This window comes from Streptococcus infantis (assembly GCF_019929665.1).
GTDB classification, from domain to species: domain Bacteria; phylum Bacillota; class Bacilli; order Lactobacillales; family Streptococcaceae; genus Streptococcus; species Streptococcus infantis_H.
Map to the genome: position 1 here is coordinate 263917 of NZ_JAHZPZ010000001.1, position 25911 is coordinate 289827.

Annotated in this window: 30 protein-coding genes; 22 read left to right on the top strand and 8 right to left on the bottom strand. The window is 39.6% G+C overall.

Going from position 1 to position 25911, the window contains the following annotated elements; all coding sequences use genetic code 11:
* The first annotated feature begins 96 nt into the window (after positions 1-96).
* From gla to K1I61_RS01200, 5 genes are all read left to right on the top strand, one after another.
* On the top strand, positions 97-1002 hold the full coding sequence (gene gla / locus K1I61_RS01180; protein WP_223332797.1) for an aquaglyceroporin Gla: 906 nt from the start codon (positions 97-99) through the stop codon (positions 1000-1002).
* Between the two features lie 163 nt (positions 1003-1165).
* The gene (locus K1I61_RS01185; protein WP_006148789.1) at positions 1166-1699 is read left to right on the top strand and encodes a YutD family protein; all 534 of its coding nucleotides are present in this window, start codon (positions 1166-1168) and stop codon (positions 1697-1699) included.
* Between the two features lie 16 nt (positions 1700-1715).
* Complete coding sequence (gene rlmN, locus K1I61_RS01190) at positions 1716-2801, top strand: dual-specificity RNA methyltransferase RlmN (protein ID WP_004253810.1); 1086 nt, start codon at positions 1716-1718, stop codon at positions 2799-2801.
* A gap of 1 nt (position 2802) precedes the next feature.
* Entirely contained in the window at positions 2803-3276 is a 474-nt protein-coding gene (locus tag K1I61_RS01195) for a VanZ family protein (RefSeq protein WP_223332798.1), read from the top strand.
* A 1-nt stretch (position 3277) separates the two neighbouring features.
* The gene (locus K1I61_RS01200) at positions 3278-4819 is read left to right on the top strand and encodes an ABC-F family ATP-binding cassette domain-containing protein (protein ID WP_223332801.1); all 1542 of its coding nucleotides are present in this window, start codon (positions 3278-3280) and stop codon (positions 4817-4819) included.
* A gap of 61 nt (positions 4820-4880) precedes the next feature.
* On the opposite strand, the gene K1I61_RS01205 is transcribed toward K1I61_RS01200, so the two are convergent.
* The 4 genes from K1I61_RS01205 to K1I61_RS01220 all read right to left on the bottom strand — a co-directional run bounded on the left by K1I61_RS01205 (position 4881) and on the right by K1I61_RS01220 (position 6984).
* Complete coding sequence (locus K1I61_RS01205; protein ID WP_223332806.1) at positions 4881-5120, bottom strand: zinc-ribbon domain-containing protein; 240 nt, start codon at positions 5118-5120, stop codon at positions 4881-4883.
* Between the two features lie 27 nt (positions 5121-5147).
* A complete protein-coding gene (locus K1I61_RS01210) occupies positions 5148-5954 on the bottom strand; it encodes a peptidylprolyl isomerase (RefSeq protein ID WP_006155588.1) in 807 nt (268 codons plus the stop codon).
* A gap of 206 nt (positions 5955-6160) precedes the next feature.
* The gene (locus K1I61_RS01215) at positions 6161-6385 is read right to left on the bottom strand and encodes a helix-turn-helix transcriptional regulator (RefSeq protein ID WP_223332807.1); all 225 of its coding nucleotides are present in this window, start codon (positions 6383-6385) and stop codon (positions 6161-6163) included.
* Between the two features lie 2 nt (positions 6386-6387).
* Positions 6388-6984: a hypothetical protein gene (locus K1I61_RS01220; protein WP_223332808.1), complete on the bottom strand. Its 597-nt coding sequence runs from the start codon at positions 6982-6984 to the stop codon at positions 6388-6390.
* Between the two features lie 488 nt (positions 6985-7472).
* On the opposite strand from K1I61_RS01220, the gene rpsP reads away from it, so the two are divergent.
* From rpsP to K1I61_RS01245, 5 genes are all read left to right on the top strand, one after another.
* A complete protein-coding gene (rpsP, locus tag K1I61_RS01225) occupies positions 7473-7745 on the top strand; it encodes a 30S ribosomal protein S16 (RefSeq protein ID WP_004253064.1) in 273 nt (90 codons plus the stop codon).
* 19 nt (positions 7746-7764) lie between these two features.
* Positions 7765-8004 (top strand): RNA-binding protein KphA, encoded by a 240-nt coding sequence (gene kphA / locus K1I61_RS01230; protein WP_223332810.1) that lies wholly within the window; start codon positions 7765-7767, stop codon positions 8002-8004.
* A 144-nt stretch (positions 8005-8148) separates the two neighbouring features.
* Complete coding sequence (gene rimM / locus K1I61_RS01235) at positions 8149-8667, top strand: ribosome maturation factor RimM (RefSeq protein ID WP_016465641.1); 519 nt, start codon at positions 8149-8151, stop codon at positions 8665-8667.
* Complete coding sequence (gene trmD, locus K1I61_RS01240; protein ID WP_006148775.1) at positions 8657-9376, top strand: tRNA (guanosine(37)-N1)-methyltransferase TrmD; 720 nt, start codon at positions 8657-8659, stop codon at positions 9374-9376. The genes rimM and trmD overlap by 11 nt, the downstream gene beginning before the upstream one ends.
* Before the next feature lie 12 nt (positions 9377-9388).
* A complete protein-coding gene (locus K1I61_RS01245; RefSeq protein ID WP_004253071.1) occupies positions 9389-9727 on the top strand; it encodes an ATP cone domain-containing protein in 339 nt (112 codons plus the stop codon).
* Between the two features lie 29 nt (positions 9728-9756).
* On the opposite strand, the gene K1I61_RS01250 is transcribed toward K1I61_RS01245, so the two are convergent.
* Positions 9757-10077, bottom strand: coding sequence for a hypothetical protein (locus K1I61_RS01250; RefSeq protein WP_223332811.1), 321 nt, complete (start codon positions 10075-10077; stop codon positions 9757-9759).
* Between the two features lie 92 nt (positions 10078-10169).
* Here K1I61_RS01250 and K1I61_RS01255 point away from each other — a divergent pair, with 92 nt between their 5' ends.
* Positions 10170-10385: a YdbC family protein gene (locus K1I61_RS01255; RefSeq protein ID WP_004253080.1), complete on the top strand. Its 216-nt coding sequence runs from the start codon at positions 10170-10172 to the stop codon at positions 10383-10385.
* Between the two features lie 50 nt (positions 10386-10435).
* Here the strand turns inward: K1I61_RS01255 and K1I61_RS01260 are convergent, their stop codons facing one another.
* Both K1I61_RS01260 and gor read right to left on the bottom strand, forming a co-directional pair.
* The gene (locus tag K1I61_RS01260) at positions 10436-10975 is read right to left on the bottom strand and encodes a biotin transporter BioY (protein WP_223332812.1); all 540 of its coding nucleotides are present in this window, start codon (positions 10973-10975) and stop codon (positions 10436-10438) included.
* A 140-nt stretch (positions 10976-11115) separates the two neighbouring features.
* On the bottom strand, positions 11116-12462 hold the full coding sequence (gene gor, locus K1I61_RS01265; protein ID WP_223332813.1) for a glutathione-disulfide reductase: 1347 nt from the start codon (positions 12460-12462) through the stop codon (positions 11116-11118).
* Between the two features lie 240 nt (positions 12463-12702).
* On the opposite strand from gor, the gene K1I61_RS01270 reads away from it, so the two are divergent.
* The 11 genes from K1I61_RS01270 (at position 12703) to K1I61_RS01320 (ending at position 23071) form a co-directional block, all read left to right on the top strand.
* Positions 12703-13890, top strand: coding sequence for an efflux RND transporter periplasmic adaptor subunit (locus K1I61_RS01270; protein ID WP_223332814.1), 1188 nt, complete (start codon positions 12703-12705; stop codon positions 13888-13890).
* The gene (locus K1I61_RS01275) at positions 13874-14575 is read left to right on the top strand and encodes an ABC transporter ATP-binding protein (protein WP_223332820.1); all 702 of its coding nucleotides are present in this window, start codon (positions 13874-13876) and stop codon (positions 14573-14575) included. The genes K1I61_RS01270 and K1I61_RS01275 overlap by 17 nt, the downstream gene beginning before the upstream one ends.
* A 1-nt stretch (position 14576) precedes the next feature.
* Positions 14577-15836: an ABC transporter permease gene (locus tag K1I61_RS01280; RefSeq protein WP_223332822.1), complete on the top strand. Its 1260-nt coding sequence runs from the start codon at positions 14577-14579 to the stop codon at positions 15834-15836.
* Between the two features lie 133 nt (positions 15837-15969).
* Entirely contained in the window at positions 15970-17967 is a 1998-nt protein-coding gene (metG, locus tag K1I61_RS01285) for a methionine--tRNA ligase (RefSeq protein ID WP_223332824.1), read from the top strand.
* 84 nt (positions 17968-18051) lie between these two features.
* On the top strand, positions 18052-19305 hold the full coding sequence (locus K1I61_RS01290; RefSeq protein ID WP_223332826.1) for a DUF6287 domain-containing protein: 1254 nt from the start codon (positions 18052-18054) through the stop codon (positions 19303-19305).
* Between the two features lie 45 nt (positions 19306-19350).
* Positions 19351-20277 (top strand): aldo/keto reductase, encoded by a 927-nt coding sequence (locus K1I61_RS01295; protein WP_223332828.1) that lies wholly within the window; start codon positions 19351-19353, stop codon positions 20275-20277.
* A 92-nt stretch (positions 20278-20369) separates the two neighbouring features.
* Positions 20370-20606 carry a DUF2829 domain-containing protein gene (locus K1I61_RS01300; protein ID WP_000141913.1) on the top strand — a complete coding sequence of 79 codons (237 nt, stop codon included), beginning with the start codon at positions 20370-20372 and terminating at the stop codon, positions 20604-20606.
* The gene (locus tag K1I61_RS01305) at positions 20599-21297 is read left to right on the top strand and encodes a 3-oxoacyl-ACP reductase (protein WP_006148763.1); all 699 of its coding nucleotides are present in this window, start codon (positions 20599-20601) and stop codon (positions 21295-21297) included. Before K1I61_RS01300 ends, K1I61_RS01305 begins: the two co-directional genes overlap by 8 nt.
* 10 nt (positions 21298-21307) lie before the next feature.
* Positions 21308-21808: an NUDIX hydrolase gene (locus K1I61_RS01310; protein ID WP_223332830.1), complete on the top strand. Its 501-nt coding sequence runs from the start codon at positions 21308-21310 to the stop codon at positions 21806-21808.
* Positions 21786-22634: a putative PEP-binding protein gene (locus K1I61_RS01315; protein ID WP_223332832.1), complete on the top strand. Its 849-nt coding sequence runs from the start codon at positions 21786-21788 to the stop codon at positions 22632-22634. The genes K1I61_RS01310 and K1I61_RS01315 overlap by 23 nt, the downstream gene beginning before the upstream one ends.
* The gene (locus K1I61_RS01320; RefSeq protein WP_223332834.1) at positions 22631-23071 is read left to right on the top strand and encodes an ASCH domain-containing protein; all 441 of its coding nucleotides are present in this window, start codon (positions 22631-22633) and stop codon (positions 23069-23071) included. Before K1I61_RS01315 ends, K1I61_RS01320 begins: the two co-directional genes overlap by 4 nt.
* A gap of 189 nt (positions 23072-23260) precedes the next feature.
* On the opposite strand, the gene K1I61_RS01325 is transcribed toward K1I61_RS01320, so the two are convergent.
* Positions 23261-25315 carry a Cna B-type domain-containing protein gene (locus tag K1I61_RS01325; RefSeq protein WP_223332836.1) on the bottom strand — a complete coding sequence of 685 codons (2055 nt, stop codon included), beginning with the start codon at positions 25313-25315 and terminating at the stop codon, positions 23261-23263.
* Between the last annotated feature and the right edge of the window lie 596 nt (positions 25316-25911).

Here is a 25911-nt window from a genome sequence, read left to right on the forward strand (position 1 = left end):
GTTTTCCCTTTGGATTCTTTTAGAAAATCTGTTGCTAAAAGGTTTAAAAATTGATAGAATAGGGATTGTCTAAAAAATATTAAGGAGAATCTATCAATGGATTTCACATGGGCAGTCAAATATGCCACTGAATTTTTGGGAACAGCTATCTTGATTATCTTGGGTAATGGTGCAGTTGCCAACGTTGAACTTAAAGGTACGAAAGGTCACCAAAGTGGCTGGCTCGTTATCGCTGTTGGTTACGGTATGGGGGTTATGATCCCAGCTTTGATGTTTGGTAACGTTTCTGGTAACCACATCAACCCAGCCTTCACTCTTGGACTTGCAGTTAGCGGTCTCTTCCCTTGGTCACAAGTAGCCCAATACATCATCGCACAAGTTTTGGGAGCAATCTTCGGACAAGCCTTGGTTGTTGCGACTCACCGTCCTTACTACTTGAAGACAGAAAATCCAAATAACATCTTGGGAACTTTCTCAACAATTTCAAGTATCGACCATGGAACAAAAGAATCACGTTATGCAGCAACTGTGAACGGATTTATCAATGAGTTTATTGGATCATTTGTTCTTTTCTTTGCAGCACTTGGTTTAACAAAGAACTTCTTTGGTGCTGAGTTAGTTACAAAAGCTCAAGCATTGATTAATGAACAAGTGGCACAAGCGACTGCTCAAGGTCAAACAATTCCTCAAGAACAAGTCGCTACATATCTTGAACAAGCGAAAACACAAGTAGCTCCATTCTTGTCACCAGGTCTTGGTATTGCACACTTGGCACTTGGTTTCTTGGTAATGGCTTTGGTTACTTCACTTGGTGGGCCTTCAGGACCAGGTTTGAACCCAGCTCGTGACTTTGGACCACGTCTTCTTCACGCAGTACTTCCTAAATCAATCCTTGGTGAACACAAGGGTGATTCAAAATGGTGGTATGCTTGGGTACCAGTAGTTGCACCGATTGCTGCTGCTATTGCCGCTGTAGCACTTTTCAAATTACTTTACCTATAATATTTAAAAACTGGGTTTTCCCAGTTTTTTCTTTTTAGTACAGTTGTGTCTTTTAGAATTAAAGGGTGAAATCGTCAGACTTTTTTCATTTTAAATCAAAAGATGTAAATATGGCAAAAATATGGTAAAATAGAGTATTAAGTAAACGTTAAAAAGGAATATTATGCGTAAAGAAATTGCACCTGAATTATACAATTACAATAAATTCCCTGGTCCAGAATTTCATCTATCTGGAGATAAAGTCGAGGCTGAAGGTTTTACCTTCAACTTGGTTGAAAATAGTAAGGAAGCTTTTGATGCAACAGCTTTTACTCAACGCTTTTCGGAAGTTTTAAACAAGTATGATTATATTGTAGGAGACTGGAGCAATGAGCAGTTGCGCTTGCGAGGATTCTACAAGAATGAGCGAGCTGAAGAATCTCTCGAGAAAATCAGTCGTTTACAAGATTACCTACTCGAGTATTGTAGCTATGGTTGTGCCTACTTTGTCTTAGAAAATGAGACTCCTAAACGAGCACCATTTGACCAAAAAATGCGCAAGAAAGAAGAAGAGAAAGACAACCGTAAAGGGAAAAAGTCTTCTCAAAATAAGAAAAGAAATCATACGGACAAGAGGAATAGACGTCGCCGTAAAGAACAGAAACCACAGAATGAAGAAAAGGGACAACGTCATTTCGTCATCCGTAAGAAAGACTAGAAAATAAGGAGAAAAGATGAAACCGTCGATTTATAGTTTAACTCGTCAAGGAATGCAAGAATGGGTCTTAGAGCAAGGAGAAAAGAAATTCCGAGCGGATCAAATCTGGGAATGGCTTTACCGTAAACGTGTTCAGACATTTGAAGAAATGACTAACTTGTCTAAGGATTTGATTGCCAAACTCAACGAGCAGTTTGTGGTTAATCCTTTGAAACAACGTATTGTTCAAGAGTCAGCCGATGGTACTGTGAAGTACCTCTTTGAGTTGCCAGACGGTATGTTGATTGAGACGGTGCTTATGCGTCAACACTACGGTTTATCAGTCTGTGTAACAACTCAGGTAGGATGTAATATCGGTTGTACCTTCTGTGCGTCAGGTTTGATCAAGAAGCAACGTGACCTCAATAACGGAGAAATTGTAGCTCAAATTATGTTGGTTCAAAAATATTTTGACGAACGTGGACAAGATGAACGTGTTAGCCATATCGTTGTTATGGGGATTGGAGAACCATTTGATAACTACAATAACGTTTTGAACTTTATTCGTACCATCAATGATGACAAGGGAATGGCTATCGGTGCTCGTCATATCACCGTATCAACCTCTGGCTTGGCTCATAAGATTCGTGAGTTTGCCAATGAAGGAGTCCAGGTTAACCTTGCTGTTTCTCTTCATGCTCCAAACAATGAACTGCGTTCAAGCATTATGAAGATTAACCGTGCCTTTCCAATTGAAAAACTCTTTGCAGCGATTGAGTATTATATCGAAACAACCAACCGCCGTGTAACTTTTGAGTATATCATGCTTAATGAAGTCAATGATGGAGTTGAACAAGCACTTGAGTTGGCAGAATTGCTCAAGAATATTAAGAAATTGTCATATGTCAACTTGATTCCTTACAACCCGGTCAGTGAGCACGACCAATACAGTCGTAGTCCGAAAGAGCGTGTCATGGCTTTCTATGATACACTCAAGAAAAAAGGCGTCAACTGTGTTGTTCGTCAAGAACACGGTACAGATATCGATGCCGCATGCGGACAATTGCGTTCAAATACCATGAAACGTGATCGCCAAAAAGCAGTAGCTGAAGTAAATCCATAAGATGAATCGAAAAAAATTACTAGGCCTGGGAATCGTGCTATACAGTGTTTGTATCGTCTGTTTTTGTTTTACTCCCCAGCCTCAACTTCCTACAGGAGTGGAAACTCCAGGTATTCAAACTTTTGGACGCCTGGTTTTTCTTTTGACGCCTTTTAACTCCCTTTGGAATCTGGGAGAAGTAACCAGCTTTTTACAGCTCTTTTGGATCTTTTTACAAAATGCTTTAAATATCCTCTTGCTCTTCCCATTAATTTTCCAGCTTCTCTATCTTATACCTGCTCTAAGAAAAACGAAGCGTGTGATTTTGTTTAGCTTTTTATTGAGCTTGGGAATCGAATGCACACAGCTAGTTTTAGACTTTTTCTTTGATTTCAATCGGGTCTTTGAGATTGATGATTTATGGACCAACACTTTGGGTGGTTACCTGGCTTGGGTCCTTTATAAACTACTACATAAAAACAAGATAAGGAATTAAAATGAGTATCTTAGAAGTAAAAAATTTAAGTCACGGTTTTGGTGACCGTGCGATTTTTGAAGACGTATCCTTCCGTCTCCTCAAGGGTGAACACATCGGACTAGTTGGTGCTAATGGTGAAGGAAAATCAACCTTCATGAGCATCGTAACTGGAAAAATGTTACCTGATGAAGGTAAGGTGGAATGGTCTAAATATGTGACAGCAGGCTACCTAGACCAGCATGCAGTTCTCAAAGAAGGTCAAACTGTGCGTGATGTTTTGCGTACAGCCTTTGACGAATTATTCAAAGCCGAAGCACGGATCAATGACCTTTATATGGAAATGGCAGAAGAGGGTGCTGATATTGATGCTCTAATGGAAGAAGTCGGCGAACTTCAGGACCGTTTGGAAAGTCGTGACTTCTATACCTTGGATGCTAAGATTGACGAAGTCGCGCGTGCTCTTGGTGTCATGGATTATGGTATGGATACGGACGTAACAGCCTTATCTGGTGGACAAAGAACCAAGGTACTCTTGGCTAAACTCCTCCTTGAAAAACCAGATATCTTGCTTTTGGATGAGCCAACCAACTATCTAGATGCAGAGCATATTGACTGGCTCAAACGTTATCTTCAGAACTATGAGAATGCCTTTGTTCTCATTTCGCACGATATTCCATTCCTCAATGATGTGATCAATATCGTTTATCATGTGGAGAATCAACAGTTAACACGCTACTCTGGCGATTATTACCAGTTCCAAGAAGTCTATGCCATGAAGAAATCGCAGCTGGAAGCAGCCTATGAGCGTCAACAGAAAGAAATTGCTGATCTCAAGGATTTCGTAGCCCGTAATAAGGCGCGTGTTGCTACTCGTAATATGGCCATGTCTCGCCAGAAGAAATTGGATAAGATGGACATTATCGAGCTTCAAAGTGAGAAACCAAAGCCGTCCTTTGATTTTAAGCCAGCTCGTACACCTGGACGTTTTATTTTCCAAGCCAAGGACTTACAGATTGGTTACGACCGCCCACTTACAAAACCATTAAATCTTACCTTTGAGCGCAATCAGAAGGTTGCCATCATTGGTGCCAATGGTATCGGGAAAACAACGCTATTGAAGAGTCTTTTAGGCATTATTCCACCCATTTCTGGGGAAGTTGAACGTGGTGATTACCTAGAACTCGGCTACTTTGAACAAGAGGTGGAAGGTGGCAATCGCCAGACACCTTTAGAAGCAGTTTGGAATGCCTTTCCAGCCCTTAATCAAGCAGAAGTTCGTGCAGCCCTTGCTCGTTGTGGCTTGACGACTAAGCACATCGAAAGCCAAATTCAAGTCTTATCAGGTGGGGAACAAGCCAAGGTTCGTTTCTGTCTCTTGATGAATCGTGAGAATAATGTCCTTGTTCTAGACGAGCCTACCAACCACTTGGATGTGGATGCCAAGGACGAACTCAAACGTGCTCTAAAAGAGTATAAGGGTTCTATCCTTATGGTCTGCCACGAACCAGACTTCTATGAAGGTTGGATGGATCAAATCTGGGATTTCAATGAACTAACATAAAAAGAGAAACTCGCAAAACTAGAATAGGAAAAAGCCAAGTCTGTGTGACTTGGCTTTTTGACTAGTAATTCAAATAGGTTTCAATCTCAGATTTTTGGATTTCTTTTCCGTATTGACAAATCGGGCAAGAAACGAAATAAGTTTTACCATAAGGGAAGAGCGGAATCCAGTAAAGAGTAAACTTGCGCCCGTATTCCGTAATTTCCCAAGTACCAACATTGTTACAATGGCCACATTCGATAGCAGTTTGTGTATGTCCCAACACTTTTTGGTAACCTTTTGACCCCCAAAATAGAATCATTTTATAGTCTCCTTAAATCTAATGATTTTATTGTTTACTGAAATCGTAGTCTTTAACAATTTCGATACTGTCGATGGTAATAGCAGTAGTCGGCTTGTCTTTTTCGTCTTTTTCAGCCTTAGCAATTTTATCTACTACATCCATCCCATCAATAACTTGACCAAAGACTGGGTGTTTTCCATCTAAAGTTGGATTTCCGCCTTCTTTGTAGGCTTCGATAATTTTCTTAGGATAGCTACTTGTAGGAAGTTTAGCAGAATAGTCTGTTGTACTTTGGTTGATGAAGAATTGGCTACCATTTGAGCTTGGTTGACCAGTATTGGCCATGGATAGGGAACCACGGATATTATAGAGGTATGGAGAGATTTCATTTTTAAAACCGGTTCCCTTATCCTTGGTTTTGTCTTTATCATGCCAGATAGATTCACCGCCTGTACCATCCCCTTTTGGATCTCCGGTTTGTACCATAAATCCATCGATTACGCGGTGGAAAGTAACGCCATTGTAGTAGCCTTCCTTAGCGTGAGTAAGGAAGTTTTCAACCGCAAGTGGAGCTAACTTTGGAAAGAGCTTGATGCGGATATCGCCTAGGCTTGTGTGGAGGATAGCTTCAGCCTCGTCTTCAGCAACTTCCTTAGAAAGTTGAGGGAAGTTAGCATTTTCGTTTGTTAAGGCGTCTTTCAAATCTTTTTCTGCTTGGGCAGTCGCTTTTGAACTTTCCTCAGCAGCAATCTTAGAATCTACGTAATCATCCCCACGAAGTGCACGTTGGATACTTGTACATCCACCAAGGGCAAATGTTGAGATGAGTAGTAGTGTAGCTAATTTTTTCATGTTATTCCTTTCAAGATTCATTTCTACTATTGTACCGTAAAAGAAAAGGGATTTCAAATATTAGTGACAAGGTAGTTTAAGAGGAAGTCAACCAAAAAGTGGCTTGATTAGAGATTTTTCTTCGGATGACGGTCGACAATGTTCTGGTATTGTTCCAGTATCCGCTCTCCTTTTGGAGTCAATTTGTAGCCACGAATCGAAAAGAATTATGCTTCCTCTTTCTGTCTGAGTTCAAAGAGGTCTTCTACTTTCAGATTAAAAACTTGAGCAATTTTAAGAGCCATTTCCAGCGAAGGATTGTAACGGTTATTTTCCAAGTGCAGAATTGTCTCACGTCGCATGCCGATGAGGGCGGCTAACTCCTGCTGGGTCATGCCTGTGGACTCACGAACAGATTTGAGATTAGTAATAATATTACTTTCTTTGGCCATGCTTATCCTCTCCGTTCCAAGATAAGATAGACAACTGCAAAGATGCAAATCAAGGCAGCTATGCTAAAAAATATCTGTCCCATGTAAAGAGTGAGAGACCCCATATACCCAATGATAACTGCTAAGATCATCAGTGCGCCTAGTATAAAAACAAACATCAAGCAAGCTGCCTTGGCTAAATTAGCATAAAAGCGTTCGTCCGGAGTTTCCTTGACATTTTTCAAACAGAAAAAAGCAAATAAAATCACTTCAATAACGAGGCCAATTCCCAAAATCCATTCTTTAATATCAGAACTTACGCTTGGGGTCGCAACCCAAATCCCTACTGTATAAAAAATGCTTGCTGCAAAAATAAGTATCGAGTAAAGCTTAGCAGACAAGTCAAAAATAATCTTCCCCTTATCTTTCTGACTCTTATGAGGCCGTGGTTTCATATGTAGCCAGCTCCAAATAACTATAATTTGACCTGACACTGAAATACCAGTAATAACTAACTTGGGTCCCCAACTAAGATTAGAACCAAATAAAACAATAAAATCAATAAAGAGAGCTACGGCAATCATTGCAATGAGGCCACGCATTTTTTGACTTTTTTTCATGATAGACTCCTTTTTTGTGTTATAAATATATAACACTTAAATTTATGTTATAAATATATCACACTTAAGTTTAGAAAGCAAGAATTTATGTGTCAATGAGGCAATTATTTGAAAAAACTTTTTAATAAAAGCCTTCGCTAGTAAAACAACTAAAGAATTCTTTGAAGCAATGCATCGGATTTGGTTTAGATAATTTCGTTAATAATATTTGATGATAAAGAAATTTTGGAAAATCTAGATACTGTATGAATCTCTGCTTTTTTCTTAGACTGTTATAAAGTCTGTCAGAATAAGCTTTGTAGGTGTAGAAGTTAATTTTTTCTTTCTAACTTATCCCAATTAGTCTACATATTTCTAAAAAATAAAAAATTTTAAGTTCTGTCAAGTTTTTTTCTTGACACCTGTTAGAAATCTGTTATAATAGAACATGTGCTAAATAGCTTAGCTATTTCACCGAAATAAAAAATAAAAGAAAAGAGATATTAAAAATGGCAGTAAAAATCCGTTTGACTCGTATGGGTTCCAAGAAAAAACCTTTCTACCGTATTAACGTAGCAGATTCACGTTCACCACGTGACGGACGTTTCATCGAAACAGTTGGAACTTACAACCCACTTGTTGAAGAAAACCAAGTAACTTTGAAAGAAGACCGTATTTTGGCATGGTTAGCTGATGGAGCTCAACCTTCAGATACAGTTCGCAACATCCTTTCAAAAGAAGGCGTATTGAAGAAATTCCACGATTCTAAATTCTCAAAATAAGTTTAAAGTAGGTTGACAGATGGATACGATTGAAAATCTCATTATTGCAATTGTGAAACCTTTGATTTCACAACCAGATGCCTTAACTATCAAGATTGAAGATACACCAGAATTTTTGGAATATCATTTGGATCTTGACCAGAGCGATGTGGGTCGTGTAATCGGTCGTAAGGGTCGCGCTATTTCTGCGATAAGAACGATTGTCTACTCTGTCCCAACTGAAGACAAAAAAGTAAGAATCGTTATTGACGAAAAATAAGAAAAGCGGGACATGGTCTCGCTTTTTTTTGCAAGAAAATCCATGAATGTTCTTCATAATTAAAGAATCGTTATCTCTTTCTCCAACTTGTGAAAATCCCTGTAACATGATAAAATAAAGGGAGAAACAGATACAGGAGATCAGATGAACTACTTTAATGTTGGGAAAATCGTCAATACGCAGGGGCTACAGGGTGAGATGCGAGTCTTGTCAGTGACAGATTTTGCTGAAGAACGCTTTAAAAAAGGGGCAGAGCTTGCCTTATTTGATGAAAAAGATCAGTTTGTGCGCACAGTGGTCATTGCAAGCCACCGTAAACAAAAAAACTTCGATATCATCAAGTTTAAGGATATGTACCATATCAATGATATCGAAAAATACAAGGGTTACAGTCTGAAGGTTGCAGAGGAAAATCTCAATGACCTCGATGAGGGTGAGTTTTACTACCACGAGATTATCGGTTTAGAAGTCTATGAGGGAGATAACTTGATTGGAACTATCAAGGAAATCCTTCAGCCAGGCGCCAATGATGTCTGGGTAGTCAAACGAAAAGGCAAACGAGACTTACTCTTACCTTATATCCCGCCTGTAGTTCTTAATATAGATATTCCTAATAACCGTGTGGATGTTGAACTCTTAGAAGGGTTAGACGATGAAGATTGATATTTTAACTCTCTTTCCAGAAATGTTCACACCCTTAGAACATTCCATCGTTGGCAAGGCTCGTGAAAAAGGACTCTTAGATATCCACTATCATAATTTTCGTGACTACGCTGAAAAGGCCCGTCATGTGGATGATGAACCTTATGGAGGTGGTCAAGGGATGCTCCTCCGAGCGCAACCCATCTTTGACGCCTTTGATGCGATTGAAAAAAAGAACCCGCGCGTGATTCTCTTAGACCCTGCTGGGAAACAGTTTGACCAGGCTTATGCGGAGGATTTGGCGCAAGAAGAAGAGCTTATCTTCATCTGTGGTCACTACGAAGGCTATGATGAGCGTATTAAGACCTTGGTAACCGATGAGATATCTCTTGGAGATTATGTCTTGACTGGTGGAGAACTAGCAGCGATGACCATGATTGATGCGACGGTTCGCTTGATTCCAGAAGTTATTGGGAAGGAAGCAAGTCACCAAGATGATAGCTTTTCATCAGGACTCTTGGAATATCCTCAGTACACAAGACCTTATGATTATCGTGGAATGCTAGTTCCAGATGTTCTTATGAGTGGACACCATGAAAACATACGTCAATGGCGACTCTATGAGAGCCTCAAGAAAACCTACCAACGTAGACCTGATTTGCTAGAAGAGTATGAACTGACAGCAGAAGAAGAGAAAATGTTAGCAGAAATTAAAGAAAATAACAATTAAAAGGAGAAAACTATGCAAGTAATTAAACGTGATGGACAAGTCGCTGATTTTGATCCAGATAAAATCTACCAAGCTATCCTTAAGGCGGCTCAGACAGTCTATGTTTTGACTGACGATTTGCGCCAAAATCTAGCTCAAGTTACTAAAAAAGTTGTGTTGGATTTGGAAGAAGCAAAAGTAGAACGTGCGACTATCAGTATGATTCAATCAATGGTTGAGCACCGCTTACTTGGTGCTGGCTACATTACAATCGCAGAACACTATATCTCTTATCGTTTGCAACGTGATTTGGAGAGAAGTGGTTATGGCGACCACATCGCTGTTCACCTTCATTTTGAACAAATTCGCTAAGATAAAAAGAGTGAGATGATAGAAGCATCTCACTCTTTCTTAAATCTTCTTTTTTGGGCCGTTTGGATAGTAGAAGGAACGAAAGTTACTCTTCGAATATCCGACACTCGAATAATACGGCTAACGTTTTTTGCGAAATTTTTAACGATAATTTGTTGGCGGTCAGTATCATACTTGATAATATCGCCGGTAAAACTTGACTCAGCAAAAATGATGTGTACAGCTGTTTTTTTAGCTAAGGCTTCTTCAAGTCTAGCAATTAGGGGATCGCTTTTTTCAGGAATGGAATCTTCATGTCCATTGACAAAATCATGGACTTTTTGCAAAGCCTGTTTTAATAAATCTTTCATTCCGGCCTCCCTTCTTTTAATCATTATATAAAAATTTTATGAAATCTACAAGATTTTTCGAATAATCAATTGAGAACAAAAAGGAGAAAAACATGGCAGAATTTACGTTTGAAATTGAAGAACACTTGCTTACTCTATCTGAAAATGAAAAAGGATGGACCAAAGAAATCAATCGTGTCAGCTTTAATGGTGCGCCAGCGAAGTTTGACATTCGTAGCTGGAGTCCTGACCACACCAAGATGGGGAAAGGAATTACTCTCTCAAATGAAGAATTTCAAATCATGGTGGATGCTTTTAAGAATCAATAAACTTTCATCTAAGATTAATTAAAAAGAGGCTAGGAAAATTCCCGGCCCTTTTATTTGCTTGAAAAATAAGCTTGTGTACGGAGACGTTGGAGTAGTGGTCGGCTGATGAAGCTAATGGCTACAATTTTGGCAAGATCAGGTATGATAAAGGGAATAACACCGACAGCCAGTGCTTTATCAAAAGTCATTCCAGCTAAGAAGTGGAGACTGAGAATACCACCGACAAAAACAAGTGAATCTCCCAAGAGATTTGCAAAGAAAATACGTAGGACACCACTATTGGTGTGAATGAGATAGGAAGCAATCCCTGCATAGACAAGGTCGAACCAAAGATAACCAGCACTTGGGCCTACCAAAACATGAAAACCAGCTCCTCCACTAGCGAAAACAGGAAGACCAATGGCGCCAAGTAATAGATAGAGTCCAACAGAGAGGACGGCTTCTCTAGGTCTAAAAACAGTAGCTATCAGTCCAATAGCAAAGTTCTGCAGAGTGAAAGGAACGGGACCAATGGGAATACTAATTTGTGCCAATACTGCAATCAGTGCAGCCCCGATAGCTGGGATAGCGTAAATGTGTGCTTTTTTCAAAATAGTTAACCTCTTCTATAAATTATAGTAACTATTATACTGAATGAGATATAAATGTCAACCTATTTTAAAATAAAAGGTTACAAATTTGTAACGGCCGATTTAGAGTAAAAAAGAGACCAAGGGGTCTCTCTTTTCTTTTAACGCATAGTCACAAATTCTTCTGAGCCAGTTGGGTGGATAGCGACAGTAGCATCAAAGTCGGCTTTTGTAGCTCCCATCTTGATAGCAACTGCAAAACCTTGAATCATTTCGTCAACCCCGTAGCCGATTCCATGAAGTCCTACTACCTTTTCATCTGCACCAGCTGTTACGAGCTTGAAGCGAGCTTCTTGACGGTGACTAGTAACAGCAGAATACATAGATGCAAATTTTGAAGTATAGACTTTAACGTTTTCTTGGCCGTACTCTTTGATAGCTTCTTCCTCAGTCAGACCGACTGTTCCGATTGCTGGGTGTGAGAAAACTACAGTTGGAATAGTCGTGTAGTCCATTTTAGCATTGGTTTTACCGTTGAAAAGTCTTTCGGATAGGGTACGACCAGCCTTGATAGCAACAGGAGTTAGTTCCTTTTCACCTGTGACATCTCCAAGTGCGTAGATTCCGTCAACGACTGTGTTCTGGTATTCATCAACCTGGATAAAGCCACGTTCATTGAGGGTAACACCAGCTTTTTCGAGTTGAAGTCCTTCAACGTTTGGACGGCGACCAGTTGCCCAGATAACTTGACTGGCAGTATGAGTGCTGCCATCTTCGAAATGAATGGTAATACCTTGTTCAGTTTCTTCAAGTTTAGCAGGAACCTTATGGGTGTGGAGGTTTAATCCAGTATTTTCCATTTCTTGAACTAGACTCTCAACGATATAGCTATCAAATCCACGTAGTGGACGTTCACGGCGGACAAATAAATCTGTCTGAACACCAAGTGTATGGAGTACACCAGCCAATTCTACAGCAATGTAACCAGCACCTAGAATAGCTACCGATTCAGGTAACTCTTCCCAGGCGAAGACATCATCTGAGCTACCACCTAGTTCAGCACCAGGAATAGCAGGGATATGAGGATGAGCTCCAGTCGCAATCACAATATGCTTAGCGTGGATCAATTCGCCATTAACGCTGACAGTATGAGCATCGACAAACTCGGCACGTCCTTCAATCAAATCAACTCCGTTGCGCTTGAAGCTTCCATCGTAAGACGAGCGAGCACGATCAATATAGGCTTCACGATTCTTACGAAGAGTTGCATAATCAAATTCGTTCCCAGTATTTGTGAATCCATAGTCAGGTCCATATTTGTGGATACTCTCTGCAATTTGGGCTCCATACCACATGATTTTTTTAGGGACACAGCCGAGGTTGACACAAGTGCCACCTAATTTCTTTTCCTCAATAACTGCCGCCTTAGCACCATGTTCACCAGCACGATTCATGGTAGCAATTCCCCCGCTACCTCCTCCGATGGTGATAATATCATATTCTCTCATAAGAAAGCTCCTTTAGTTGTTTTCTAGTCATATTCTATCTTTTTTTGAAAGTCAATGCAAAAATCTGCTACGCTTAAATTTCTTAAGAAAATGCTTGCAAAAATAAAAAAGAAGCTGTATTATATAACTAACACAACAATAAAAGATTTGGTGATTGTTTTTTGGATAGTCAGAAAGCAATTGTCCATTTTTAGGACTTGTGCTATAATCTTAATATATGTTTATAAAAGAGGTATGGATATGAAAAAGAAGTCAAAAGCTAAAAAATGGCCCCTATTTACAGCTATAGGAGTTACGTCAGTTCTTGTAGTTGGAGCAGCTGCTGTCCTTCTATTGAGACAACCAAATCAAACTGCAACACAAGATGAAACTGCAAAAATCGTTCTTGCCAAAGAGGGATCAGTGGCTTCATCGGTTCTCTTATCTGGTACCGTAACAGCTCAAAATGAACAATATGTTTATTATGATGCTAGTAGAGGTGACTTGGATGAGGTTTCGGTCTCTGTCGGAGATAAGGTAAGTGAAGGCCAAGCTCTTGTCAAGTATAGTAGTACAGAAGCTCAGGCTGCCTATGATGCTGCCAGTCGTGCAGTTGCTAAAGCTGACCGTCATATCAATGAATTGAATGAGGCTCGAAATACTGCTGCAGCAACACCTGTGCTCCCTCAAGCTGGGATTGAAGGCGCTACGGACCAAACCCAAGCACAATCTTCTACATCAGCTACAGCTTCTATCGATTCACAAATCAGTGATGCGCGTGATGTTCGTGCAGATGCAGCGGCACAACTTGAAAAAGCCCAGGCACAGTTGGATTCTGCTACAGTTTTGAGTACTGTAGAAGGTACAGTTGTCGAAGTCAATCGCAATGTTTCAAAATCTCCAACAGGAAATAGCCAAGTATTGGTACATATCGTTAGTAACGACAACTTGCAGGTCAAGGGAGAGCTTTCTGAATATAACCTTGCCAATCTATCTGTAGGTCAAGAAGTTACCTTTACTTCAAAGGTTTACCCAGATAAAACTTGGAATGGTAAGATTAGCTATATTTCAAATTATCCAAAGAACAGTAGCGAAGCAAGTAGTAGCTTAGCTGGTTCAAACACAGGTTCTAAATACCCATATACAGTCGATGTAACTAGTGAAATTGGCGATTTGAAACAAGGTTTTTCTGTCAGTGTAGAAGTGAAAAGTATGAGTAAGGCATTGCTTGTTCCGATTACCAGCATTGTGATGGAAGAAGATAAAAACTACGTTTGGATTCTTGATGAAAATCAAAAGGCCAAAAAGGTTGAAGTTGGATTGGGCAATGCAGATGCAGAAAACCAAGAAATCACATCTGGTCTGACAGATGGAGCAAAAGTCATCAGTAATCCGACAGCTTCCTTGCAAGAAGGAAAAGAGGTGAAGACTGATGAAGCAACTAATTAGCCTCAAAAATATCTGCCGTAGTTATCGAAATGGTGATCAAGAGCTTCAAGTTCTCAAAAACATTAACCTTGAAGTTCACGAGGGAGAATTCGTGGCTATCATGGGGCCATCTGGTTCAGGTAAATCTACTCTCATGAATACCATTGGTATGTTAGATACCCCTACAAGTGGTCAGTATTATCTAGATGGAAAAGAAGTAGCTGGTTTGGGTGAGAAACAATTAGCCAAGGTGCGAAATCAAGAGATTGGCTTTGTCTTTCAGCAATTCTTTCTCTTGTCCAAAATGAATGCTCTCCAGAATGTCGAACTTCCCTTGATTTATGCGGGGGTTCCTGCCTCAAAACGTCGCAAATTAGCAGAAGAGTATCTGGAAAAGGTTGAACTGACTGAGCGTAGTCATCATTTACCTTCGGAGTTATCAGGTGGTCAGAAACAAAGGGTGGCCATAGCACGTGCACTCGTTAACAATCCTTCTATCATCTTAGCTGATGAACCAACAGGAGCTCTTGATACTAAAACGGGTAATCAGATCATGCAACTCTTAGTTGAATTAAACAAAGAAGGAAAAACCATTATTATGGTTACGCATGAGCCTGAAATTGCCGCCTACGCGAAGCGTCAGATTGTCATCCGCGATGGTGTCATTTCGTCTGATAGTGGACTAGTAGAAAAGGAGGAAAACTAAGATGCAGAATCTGAAATTTGCCTTTTCATCCATCATGGCCCACAAGATGCGTTCCTTCCTGACCATGATTGGTATTATCATCGGTGTTTCCTCCGTTGTCGTTATCATGGCCTTGGGTGACTCTATGTCTCGTCAGGTCAATAAAAATATGACCAAGTCTCAAAAAGACATTCATGTCTTTTTCTCACCTACTAAGAGTAAGGACGGTTCCTTTACACAAAGACAATCTGCCCTGACCTTGTCTGGCGGTCAAGAAGAAGATTTTGTTGAACCACCAAAACCTCAAGAAGCTTGGGTTAAGGAAGCTGCAAAGCTCAAGGGAGTAGATAGTTATTACGTAACCAACTCAGCCAATGTGACCTTGACTTATAAGGATAAAAAGGTCGAACACGCGAACATGACGGGTGGGAATGTCACCTATATGGATGCGGTCGAAAATGAAATCATTGCAGGTCGTGGACTTAAAGCACAAGATTATAAAGATTTTGCAAGTGTGATCATTTTAGATGAAGAACTAGCCAATAGCCTTTTTGGTTCAGCAAAAGAAGCCCTCAATCAAATTATTGAAGTAAATGAGATTAGTTACCGTGTTATTGGTGTTTATGCAAGTAAGGAAGCCAAGGCAGCCAAAGCATTTGGTGTTGGAGGACTTCCAATTACGACCAACATTTCCTTGGCAGCTAATTTTAACACAGACGAGATTTCAAATATTGTCTTTCGTGTTAACGATACCAGCCTGACCCAGACTTTGGGGCCAGAGTTGGCAAGAAGAATGACAGAGATTGCAGGTCTCCAACAAGGGGAATATCAGGTAGCAGATGCAACAGAAGCCTTCAACGAAGTGCAACAAATGTTCGGCTTTATAACTACGATTATTAGTGCCATTGCGGGGATTTCCCTCTTTGTTGGTGGTACTGGTGTTATGAACATCATGCTTGTTTCGGTGACAGAGCGTACCCGTGAAATCGGTCTACGCAAAGCGCTAGGAGCAACTCGGGGTAATATCCTGGTTCAATTTTTGATTGAATCCATGATTTTAACCTTATTAGGTGGTTTTATTGGTCTACTGCTTGCTGCAGGAATGACCATGCTTGCAGGGGTTCTTCTTCAAAATTTGATTGCAGGAATCGAGGTTGGAGTATCCATCCCAATCGCTCTCTTTAGTTTAGCGGTCTCAGCTAGTATCGGTATGATATTCGGTGTTCTACCAGCCAATAAAGCCTCTAAGCTTGATCCTATCGAAGCACTTCGCTATGAATAATTTAAAAGATAAAAAACGAGATAGACATATGTCTGTCTTGTTTTTGTATGGATTTCTCTATCGAAAATCACTAAAAATGTGGTATAATGAAGTGTTAGAAAAACAGGTTTCATTAGCCTGGAAAGGAAATATTATGTCTGAAAAGAATTTTTATATTACAACACCGATTTACTATCCATCTGGTAAACTTCATATCGGTTCTGCCTACACAACTATAGCATGTGATGTCTTAGCACGTTACAAACGCCTGATGGGCTACGATGTCTTTTATCTGACTGGTCTTGATGAGCATGGCCAAAAGATTCAACAAAAAGCAGAAGAAGCTGGCATCACGCCTCAAGCTTATGTCGACGGTATGGCAGTTGGAGTTAAAGAACTCTGGAAATTGCTTGATATCTCATATGATAAATTTATCCGTACTACAGATGATTACCATGAAAAAGTGGTAGCACAAGTTTTTGAACGCTTGCTTGCTCAAGATGACATCTACCTAGGTGAATACTCTGGCTGGTACTCAGTATCCGATGAGGAATTCTTTACAGAAAGCCAGCTTGCGGAAGTTTTCCGTGATGAAGCTGGAAATGTAACAGGTGGTATCGCTCCATCAGGTCACGAGGTTGAATGGGTTTCAGAAGAGTCTTACTTCCTTCGCCTCAGCAAATACCAAGACCGCTTGGTCGAATTTTTCAAATCACATCCTGACTTCATCACTCCAGATGGTCGCCTTAATGAAATGTTGCGTAACTTCATTGAACCAGGCTTGGAAGACTTAGCAGTTTCTCGTACAACCTTTACCTGGGGTGTACCAGTCCCATCAAATCCGAAACACGTTGTCTACGTTTGGATCGATGCCCTTCTTAACTATGCGACAGCTCTTGGTTACGGTCAAGATGAACATGGTAACTTTGATAAGTTCTGGAATGGAACAGTCTTCCATATGGTTGGGAAAGACATCCTTCGTTTCCACTCGATTTATTGGCCAATCCTTCTTATGATGTTGGATATCAAATTGCCAGATCGTTTAATTGCCCACGGTTGGTTTGTCATGAAAGATGGCAAGATGTCCAAGTCTAAAGGGAATGTCGTTTATCCTGAAATGTTGGTAGAGCGCTATGGTCTCGATCCACTTCGTTACTACCTCATGCGTAGCCTTCCAGTTGGTTCAGACGGCACCTTTACTCCAGAGGACTATGTAGGGCGTATCAACTATGAATTGGCAAATGACCTCGGAAACCTCCTCAACCGTACGGTTTCAATGATTAACAAGTACTTTGATGGTCAAATCCCTGCCTATGTAGAAGGTGTAACAGACTTTGACAATGAACTTGCTCAAGTGGCAGAACAATCAATCGCTGACTACAATACCTACATGGAAGCAGTTGACTATCCACGTGCACTTGAAGCAGTCTGGACTCTTATCTCACGTACCAATAAATACATCGATGAGACAGCTCCATGGGTACTGGCTAAGGACGAAGCTCTTCGTGAGCAATTGGCAAGTGTGATGAGCCACTTGGCAGCTAGTCTTCGTGTCGTAGCTCACTTGATTGAGCCATTTATGATGGAAACCAGTCGTGCAGTCTTGACTCAACTTGGACTAGCAGAAGTTTCTAGCCTTGAAAACTTGAGCTTAGCTGATTTCCCTGCAGGAGTAACTGTAGTTGCAAAAGGAACACCAATCTTCCCACGTCTCGATATGGAAGAAGAAATCGCCTATATCAAGGAACAAATGGAAGGTAACATGCCAGCAGTCGAAAAAGAATGGAACCCAGACGAAGTTGAACTCAAACTAAACAAGGATGAAATCAAGTTTGAAGACTTCGACAAGGTTGAAATTCGTGTTGCTGAAGTCAAAGAAGTTTCTAAAGTAGAAGGTTCTGATAAGTTGCTTCAATTCCGCTTGGATGCTGGTGATGGTGAAGATCGTCAAATCCTCTCAGGAATTGCGAAATACTATCCAAACGAACAAGAATTGGTCGGCAAGAAAGTCCAAATCGTTGCCAACCTCAAACCACGTAAAATGATGAAAAAATATGTCAGCCAAGGGATGATCCTCTCAGCTGAACATGATGGCAAATTAACCCTTCTAACAGTTGATCCAGCTGTACCAAATGGAAGTGTGATTGGCTAAGATCTATAGATAAAAACAGTTTTCTATTTTTAACATAGAAAAACTGTTTTTTTACTAAAACAAATAATATTTTGGAGATTGGGAATGAAGAAAAATGCTATTCTTTATATAGGAGTTGTTTTAATACTTGCTATTTTTCTTTTGCTTTCTATATTTATAAATCGTAAAGAAAGTAAACCTCAAGAAGTACAATCAACTACTACTGACGTCATAAAATCAGATTTTGAGGATATTTCAGGTGATTATATTTCTTCTACAGGTGAGAAAGCTACTGTTGCTAAGAATAATCAAAATTGGAGAATTTCATATAATACAGACGAAGGTAATGTATTTGGAGACTTTTCTACGGATTGGAAGGAAGATGGCAACAATAGTTCTTCTGTTACAGAATTTAATAAGTCAGACGGAAATAAGGATTTTAAAATCTCTATTTTAATTAATAATAATGTAGATGATTCATCTAAAATTTTAAAGGTAATCACCTTATCTGATGGAAATAAAAATCATGAGATGGTGTTTGCTAGTAGTAGTGATTATTTTAAAAATAGTAAGGATAATATTTTTGAAGGAGATTTAAGCGCTTTTGAAGGGACATATTCTAATGACTATTTAGAAAAAGCAATTGCAGAATCAAATTTTACTTTGTATGGGTATAAGAGAGAAGATTACTATGAAGGCATAACTTCTGTTTTTCCAAGATTATCTTATCAAGATGGAAATTGGATATTTTGGAGTGGTTCTATGCATGCTCAATTTAAGTTGGATAAAAGTAAAAAACCGAAAAAAATTAATGATTATTATGAAGTGTATTTTGTAGGGGATAATAGAAATGCAATTATTGGGCAAGAATTAGTGTTAACATTTATCCCTGCTAATGAAACTGGACCAGATAATAACAAAACTCAAGAGAACAGAATTCTCTATGGGAAAAGTTATCTTAGACCATATAGAGTGGATTGGTGGAAACTTTATCAACATAAGTCACTTTCAGAAGTCGATTTAGATATTGAAGCGATTGAAAATGGTGATATTTCAACCCTTGTTGGAACATGGAGGAATGGTCGTGGAAATGAATTGATAATTAATTCTGATGGAACAACCGGGGATGGAAATAGGATTAAAGTAATCAAAAATTCATCTAAGAAGAGTGGTGTTCCGTCTGTTAGTTTACAAAGTGGTCATACGAGTGCTGCTATAGGATTGTTTAGAATAGGTTTTAAAAACCCAATGGGTGACCAATCAGATAGCTCACGGCCACGACTAATTATTACTCAAACAGCTGGAAATTATAATGCAGATTTTTATTATTATAGAGTAGAGGAAAGTGATTCTCAATAGTAGTTAAAATATTAAGTATTATGAAGAAAAACGGAGGAAATTGCCATGAAATACATTCCATTTGGTCAAGAGAAAAGAGAATTGTCCGAAATCGTTCTAGGCATGATGCGAATCAGTGACAAGTCGGTTAAAGAGGTTGAGGAGTTGGTTGAAACAGCCCTATCTGTAGGAATCAATGCCTTTGACTTGGCAGATATCTATGGTGGAGGTCGTTGCGAAGAATTACTGGGTCAAGTGTTAAACAATCGTCCTGACCTGCGAGAAAAGATGTGGATCCAGTCCAAGTGTGGCATTCGCATAGCAGAATTTACCTATTTTGATTTTTCAAAAGATTATATTTTAGAATCAGTAGACGGGATTCTAAAAAGATTGCAGGTTGATTATCTAGATAGTTTGCTTCTCCATCGTCCAGATGCTTTGATGGAAGCTGTTCAAGTGGCTCAAGCCTTTGAAATTCTACACAAATCAGGTAAAGTTCGAGACTTCGGTGTGTCCAATCAAAATCCTATGATGATGGAATTACTGAAGAAAGAGGTCAAACAACCTTTATCTATCAATCAATTACAACTAAGTGCAGCTTTCACTCCAGGATTTGAATCAGGTTTCCATGTCAATATGGAAGGTGACAAGGCAGCTTTGCGTGATGGTAGCGTCTTTGAATACTGCAAATTAAACGACATGGTTATTCAGGCTTGGTCAGTCTTGCAGTTCGGATATTTCAAAGGGAATTTTGTCGGCAATGAGAAGTTCCAACAACTAAACCAAGTCCTAAATCGACTAGCCTTAAAATACGGGGTGAGCCCATCAGCTATTGCTATCGCTTGGGTGTTACGCTATCCAGCTAAGATGCAGGCAGTAGTAGGAACAACCAACCCTAAACATTTGATAGAAGCAAGCCAAGCAAGTAATGTTAACCTAACTCGAAAAGAATGGTATGAGATTTACCTCGCAGCAGGGAATGATTTGCCATAGGAAAAAATGCATTTTAAGAAATCACAGTCAAAAAGCCGTTGCAAAACGGTTTTTTGTTATAATAAAACAAGAGAACTATAAAGGAGAGATACATGACATTCGAAGAAATCCTGCCTGGACTAAAGGCGAAAAAGAAATATGTACGTACTGGATGGGGTGGAGCTGAAAATTATGTGCAGCTTTTTGATACCATCGAGCAAAATGGCGTCGCCCTTGAAGTGACACCCTATTTCCTCATCAACGTATCTGGTGAAGGAGAAGGTTTTTCTATGTGGAGTCCAACTCCTTGTGATGTCTTAGCGACGGATTGGGTGGAAGTCCATGACTAAACGTGTATTGATTACAGGTGTTAGCTCAGGGATTGGTCTGGCTCAAGCTCGACTCTTTTTAGAAAAAGGTTATCAGGTTTTTGGAGTGGATCAGGGTGAAAATCCTGATTTACAGGGTGACTTTTACTTTTTGCAACGTGATTTAACGCTTGACTTGGAACCCATTTTTGATTGGTGTCCTCAGGTGGATGTCCTCTGCAATACAGCTGGGGTTTTAGATGACTACAAATCTCTACTAGAACAATCTGCTCAGGAAATCCAAGAAATTTTTGAAATCAACTATGTGACACCAGTAGAACTGACGCGACATTATCTTACGCAAATGCTAGAGAATAAAAAAGGGATCATCATCAATATGTGTTCCATTGCTTCAAGTCTAGCAGGCGGGGGTGGTCACGCCTATACCTCGTCAAAACATGCCTTGGCAGGCTTTACCAAGCAGTTGGCTTTAGACTATGCTGAAGCTGGGATTCAGGTCTTTGGCATTGCTCCTGGTGCGGTTAAGACTGGTATGACAGCAGCTGACTTTGAACCAGGTGGTCTGGCAGACTGGGTAGCCAGTGAAACACCTATCAAACGCTGGATTGAGCCAAGTGAAATAGCTGAAGTCAGCCTCTTCCTAGCAAGTGGGAAGGCATCTACCATGCAGGGACAGATTCTGACTATTGATGGTGGCTGGTCTTTGAAGTAGGAGGAGTTGGATGGAAATCAAAAATCACTTTGGGGTATACGGAGTCTGTCTTCAAGAGGGGAAACTGCTCTGTATTGAAAAAACAAGAGGCCCCTATCAACATCGTTTTGATCTACCGGGTGGTAGTCAGGAACTCGGTGAGGGGTTGACAGAAACCCTTAAGAGAGAAGTTCTAGAAGAGACGGGCTATACTCTTAGCCGTTATTGCAATCCTAGGATTTATGACGTGCTGGTTCAAGAAGAGGGGGAAGACTTCGCTGTACATCATATCATGGCCTTTTATGATATCGTGCTCGATTTCGAGAGCTCTCAAAAATCCCTTCCTCATGAAGTTCTTGATGGAAGTAATGATTCAGCAAATGTCATTTGGCTGAATTTGGAAGAAATTACCGAAAAAAATGCCTCGCCTTTAGTATTAAAAGTGAAGGCAGAGTTACGAGGATTTCCAGAATTGGACAAGACCTCTTACATGAATTGGAAGGTAAAACATGCAAAATCAACTAGCTCTTAGTGGCGAAAAAATTGTTGAAAAAGTTTATCCCCATTTATTGCACCACGTCGGCTTGATTCGTGGCGAATATTTGGTGAGGGAAATCAGTCAAAACATCCTGTTACCAAGTTGTCAGCAATTTGTAAGAGATTATCTAGACACTATTTGTCATTTGTACCCTGATGAAGAAGTCTGGTATCGCTTTTCAGAGTTAACAAATGCAGAAGCAAATAGTCTAGACGGGACTAAAGAGTATTTTGACGAAAGCCACCCCTTATTTGGATATAGAGGAACTAGGCGTTTACTGGCGTGTTTGGATGAATTTCAGGCTGAGGCACATGTCGTTACAGAAGTTTATCAAACCAATCCCAATCTGTCTGTTATTTTTCCTTTTGTCAATGATGCTGAACAGTTAAAACAAGCTATTAGAGTATTGCGCCAGCATGGTTTTACTGGAAAAGTTGGAACAATGATTGAATTACCGTCAGCTTATTTTGACTTAGACAGGATACTGGAAACGGGCATTTTAAAGATTGTAGTGGGAATGAATGATTTAACTTCTTTTGTTTTTGCCACTGTGAGAAATAGTCAATGGCATGATATGGAAAGTCCCATTATGTTAGAAATGCTGAGACAGATGCAGGATAAAGCAAGGATGAAAAAGATAGATTTCGCCGTAGCAGGATATCTGAATGCTTCTTTCATACAAAAAATGAATCAAATGGATATCAAGTGCATTATCCATTATAGTTCTATTCCAGAGATTTTTGATTTAAAAATTGACCATCCAGATCATCTCAAACGTGTAAAAGAAGAAAGTAAAAAAATACAAAGGAGCAACCTATGACACCTCAAGAAATGTGGAATGCCTACAAGCAAATCAACCCCTCTATCGGTGATGAGATAGACGCTTGGGCTTTTGGAGTGGACCCAGATCTTTTAGCGGATCTGGTGTTTACAGGCGAAAAAACAGCAACAGCCTCTGCCTACGACCTCTATGCAGTAGAGGACGAACCCCTTCCCCAAGAAGGGACCTTTGATGTTATTTTAGACAGTAAGGATCAAGCTGTCTGCATTATCGAAATTACAAAGGTTTCCGTTCAGCCTTTTCATCAAGTGTCAGCTGATCATGCCTTCAAAGAAGGGGAAGGTGACAAATCTTTAGCCTATTGGCGTCAGGTTCATGAAGACTTTTTCAAAGACTGGTTAGGAGAAGCAGGTCTGGATTTTACACCTGACAGCAAGGTTGTTTTAGAAGAATTTCGCAAGGTTTACCCTCTATAGACTGCTATAAGAAATAAAGTTTTAGGCATCGCCGTCCAAAGCTTTTTTGACTTTAAATGATAAAATAGCTAAACAAAAAGCGGACAATCATGTCCGCTTTTTTGAATCTATCAAGTGAAGTTATTGGATAAAGTTTTCAAAGATAGTTATCTTTAAAATCCCTATTCATATCACTTCTACATTGGTTGATTATTTTTTACGATAATGTAAAACTGTTCCTACAGCTACGATAAGCATTGCAACACCAGCAACAGAAACAATTAGGCTATTACGTTCACCAGTATTTGGAAGTCCTGGTTTGTCTTCAGTTGTTGTTGTAGCTCCAGTTGTTGTTGTAGCTCCAGTTGTTGTTGTAACTCCTGAAGGAGCTTCAGTAGTAGTTGGAGCCTCAGTAGTTGTTGTAACTTCTGAAGGAGCTTCAGTTGTTGTTGGGGCTTCAGTTGTTGTTGTAACTTCTGAAGGAGCTTCAGTAGTAGTTGGAGCCTCAGTCGTTTTTGGGGCTTCAGTCGTTTTTGGAGCTTCAGTAGTAGTTGGAGCTTCAGTAGTAGTTGGAGCTTCAGTAGTTGTTGGAGCTTCAGTAGTTGTTGGAGCTTCAGTTGTTGTTGGAGCCTCAGTAGTTGATGGAGCTTCAGTAGTAGTTGGAGCTTCAGTAGTAGTTGGAGCTTCAGTAGTTGTTGGAGCCTCAGTAGTTGTTGGAGCTTCAGTAGTTGTTGGAGCTTCAGTAGTTGTTGAAGCTTCAGTAGTTGTTGGAGCTTCAGTAGTAGTTGGAGCTTCAGTAGTAGTTGGAGCTTCAGTAGTAGTTGGAGCTTCAGTAGTAGTTGGAGCCTCAGTAGTAGTTGGAGCTTCAGTAGTAGTTGGAGCCTCAGTTGTTGTTGGGGCTTCAGTAGTTGTTGTAGTTGGTTTGTTTGATGTGTTGACGACCTTAATTACGTTTGCATCATCAATTTTTTCAACTTTAGAAGTGTAACCTTCAGGTGTATTTGTTTCCACTACTGAGTACTCAATCTTCTTACCGTCTTTGATACCTGGCAAATTAGTGAATGCTGCTTTCCAATCAGAAGCTTTTGTAAGAGTTTGTGTCATCCCTTCCAAAGCTTGGCCATCAGCATATAATTGAACAGTGATATCTTTACGGTCAGATTCTTCGTCACCAACCCACTCTTTCTGAACTGTCACAGTTGTATCACCAGATACCCAGAATTTCAACTCATTATTGTTCCAGAAAGCTGGATCAGTTTGAGGTGTTGTGATTTCATCAGCTGTCAAGGTTGCATTGTTGTCAACACGGATGGTTGTCTTAGGAATGATTGTTTGGTATTCAACGATTAATTCTTCGTCCGTAGCTGTTTTGAAAACATCACTTACGTCTGATAAATTAACGGTAAATCCATTTCCGTCTGCATCGAATTTCACATGTTTCCAGAAATCCCAACCTGAAGCAACCACTTGTCCACCTTTTCTCAATGTGAATGATGGTTTCAAGTAAGTTCCAACGAAGAATTCACTTGCAGCGTGGTTTGCAGCAGGAGCAAAAGTGATTTTTGAGTAATCGACGGCTGGAGCTTGGATTTTATCTGATACAACAGGGTTTGTGATGGCTTGTTTTTTACCATCTCCATTGATACGGATAAACCATTTTGTTAGATAGTAGTCATCTCCAACATTCATCCAAGCATAGTTTTCAGAAACATCCAATTTGAATGTCTTAGATACATAGTCACCTGTAAGGTTGTATTTATTCAATACTGATTCAAATACGCCAGGTCCATCAGGGCGTGTAATGATGACAGATTCTGAACCGACTTTAGAAGTGGCTGTCTTGTTTCCAGGATTTCCTGGAGTGCTATCCCACACTGCTCGGTATTGGAACCCACCCTTAACATTTTGGTTCATGGATTCGATTGCTTTTTTAAAAGTAAAAGTAATCTTCTTGTTTGTCATTGACAAGGTAGCTACTTCAGCACCGTTGGCTTGAAGTGATTGCGTAGCGAGTTCTGTGATATTTAAACCTTCGGGAGCATCGATGGTAAAAGTATCTCCTTCTTTAACAGATTTACCTGTTAAGTCCCATTCAAAAGAAAATGTGACCTTTTGACCAGATGTATCTGCTTTAAGGTTTGTAATAGTGGGAGTGACAGTTGCTGCAGAAACTGGCTTGATGATTGACAAACCAAGAGCAACTACACTGAACATTGCTACAAACGCGAATAATTTTTTATAGAAAGTTTTCACTTGTTCCTCCATTCCTTTCTTCCAGAAAATCTTCTTGTTTGGTAATAACAACCAAAATGTTGATTTATATCTTTTAATAAAATTGACAGTCCTACTCTGACGAATAATCCTTTCTTTATTGCAGTTTACTCCAGCTCCAGTGAAGATAAATTAATGCAATAGTTTTGAGACTCCGTATGTTATCAACTACTTTATATTTAGAGTAACTATTAGACGTAAAAGGGATTTTATGCTAGTTTATTTCATGGACGTGAATCCAATATTTAAAAAATAACTAATGAATGTTTTAAATATTGGATTCGCTTTTGAAGAAAACTAAAAATAGAAGTGCAATACATTAAAAAAGACATAATGATTATCATAGATTAAGTATTAATATACCAAACACACTTATTTTAGCACTAACGTATGCATTAGTCAAAGAAATTGATGCGAATTTCCTATAAATTTTGGTGTTTTTTGCTCGTTTTGACAAAATACCAAAACAGGCTTAAAATATAGAAATTCTAGGCGTTCACAAAACCATTTTCTTATTATTTGAGTTCAAAAAGACAAAAATGTGTAAATGAACTTTCAAAGCTTTTTTCTGACTTAAAATATGATAAAAT

What these genes read in the sequence shown, in the direction of transcription:
- gla (WP_223332797.1), top strand. Translation starts at nt 97, where the DNA reads ATGGATTTCACATGGGCAGTCAAATATGCCACTGAATTTTTGGGAACA.
- K1I61_RS01185 (WP_006148789.1), top strand. Translation starts at nt 1,166, where the DNA reads ATGCGTAAAGAAATTGCACCTGAATTATACAATTACAATAAATTCCCT.
- rlmN (WP_004253810.1), top strand. Translation starts at nt 1,716, where the DNA reads ATGAAACCGTCGATTTATAGTTTAACTCGTCAAGGAATGCAAGAATGG.
- K1I61_RS01195 (WP_223332798.1), top strand. Translation starts at nt 2,803, where the DNA reads ATGAATCGAAAAAAATTACTAGGCCTGGGAATCGTGCTATACAGTGTT.
- K1I61_RS01200 (WP_223332801.1), top strand. Translation starts at nt 3,278, where the DNA reads ATGAGTATCTTAGAAGTAAAAAATTTAAGTCACGGTTTTGGTGACCGT.
- K1I61_RS01205 (WP_223332806.1), bottom strand. Translation starts at nt 5,120, where the DNA reads ATGATTCTATTTTGGGGGTCAAAAGGTTACCAAAAAGTGTTGGGACAT.
- K1I61_RS01210 (WP_006155588.1), bottom strand. Translation starts at nt 5,954, where the DNA reads ATGAAAAAATTAGCTACACTACTACTCATCTCAACATTTGCCCTTGGT.
- K1I61_RS01215 (WP_223332807.1), bottom strand. Translation starts at nt 6,385, where the DNA reads ATGGCCAAAGAAAGTAATATTATTACTAATCTCAAATCTGTTCGTGAG.
- K1I61_RS01220 (WP_223332808.1), bottom strand. Translation starts at nt 6,984, where the DNA reads ATGAAAAAAAGTCAAAAAATGCGTGGCCTCATTGCAATGATTGCCGTA.
- rpsP (WP_004253064.1), top strand. Translation starts at nt 7,473, where the DNA reads ATGGCAGTAAAAATCCGTTTGACTCGTATGGGTTCCAAGAAAAAACCT.
- kphA (WP_223332810.1), top strand. Translation starts at nt 7,765, where the DNA reads ATGGATACGATTGAAAATCTCATTATTGCAATTGTGAAACCTTTGATT.
- rimM (WP_016465641.1), top strand. Translation starts at nt 8,149, where the DNA reads ATGAACTACTTTAATGTTGGGAAAATCGTCAATACGCAGGGGCTACAG.
- trmD (WP_006148775.1), top strand. Translation starts at nt 8,657, where the DNA reads ATGAAGATTGATATTTTAACTCTCTTTCCAGAAATGTTCACACCCTTA.
- K1I61_RS01245 (WP_004253071.1), top strand. Translation starts at nt 9,389, where the DNA reads ATGCAAGTAATTAAACGTGATGGACAAGTCGCTGATTTTGATCCAGAT.
- K1I61_RS01250 (WP_223332811.1), bottom strand. Translation starts at nt 10,077, where the DNA reads ATGAAAGATTTATTAAAACAGGCTTTGCAAAAAGTCCATGATTTTGTC.
- K1I61_RS01255 (WP_004253080.1), top strand. Translation starts at nt 10,170, where the DNA reads ATGGCAGAATTTACGTTTGAAATTGAAGAACACTTGCTTACTCTATCT.
- gor (WP_223332813.1), bottom strand. Translation starts at nt 12,462, where the DNA reads ATGAGAGAATATGATATTATCACCATCGGAGGAGGTAGCGGGGGAATT.
- K1I61_RS01270 (WP_223332814.1), top strand. Translation starts at nt 12,703, where the DNA reads ATGAAAAAGAAGTCAAAAGCTAAAAAATGGCCCCTATTTACAGCTATA.
- K1I61_RS01275 (WP_223332820.1), top strand. Translation starts at nt 13,874, where the DNA reads ATGAAGCAACTAATTAGCCTCAAAAATATCTGCCGTAGTTATCGAAAT.
- K1I61_RS01280 (WP_223332822.1), top strand. Translation starts at nt 14,577, where the DNA reads ATGCAGAATCTGAAATTTGCCTTTTCATCCATCATGGCCCACAAGATG.
- metG (WP_223332824.1), top strand. Translation starts at nt 15,970, where the DNA reads ATGTCTGAAAAGAATTTTTATATTACAACACCGATTTACTATCCATCT.
- K1I61_RS01290 (WP_223332826.1), top strand. Translation starts at nt 18,052, where the DNA reads ATGAAGAAAAATGCTATTCTTTATATAGGAGTTGTTTTAATACTTGCT.
- K1I61_RS01295 (WP_223332828.1), top strand. Translation starts at nt 19,351, where the DNA reads ATGAAATACATTCCATTTGGTCAAGAGAAAAGAGAATTGTCCGAAATC.
- K1I61_RS01300 (WP_000141913.1), top strand. Translation starts at nt 20,370, where the DNA reads ATGACATTCGAAGAAATCCTGCCTGGACTAAAGGCGAAAAAGAAATAT.
- K1I61_RS01305 (WP_006148763.1), top strand. Translation starts at nt 20,599, where the DNA reads ATGACTAAACGTGTATTGATTACAGGTGTTAGCTCAGGGATTGGTCTG.
- K1I61_RS01310 (WP_223332830.1), top strand. Translation starts at nt 21,308, where the DNA reads ATGGAAATCAAAAATCACTTTGGGGTATACGGAGTCTGTCTTCAAGAG.
- K1I61_RS01315 (WP_223332832.1), top strand. Translation starts at nt 21,786, where the DNA reads ATGCAAAATCAACTAGCTCTTAGTGGCGAAAAAATTGTTGAAAAAGTT.
- K1I61_RS01320 (WP_223332834.1), top strand. Translation starts at nt 22,631, where the DNA reads ATGACACCTCAAGAAATGTGGAATGCCTACAAGCAAATCAACCCCTCT.
- K1I61_RS01325 (WP_223332836.1), bottom strand. Translation starts at nt 25,315, where the DNA reads ATGGAGGAACAAGTGAAAACTTTCTATAAAAAATTATTCGCGTTTGTA.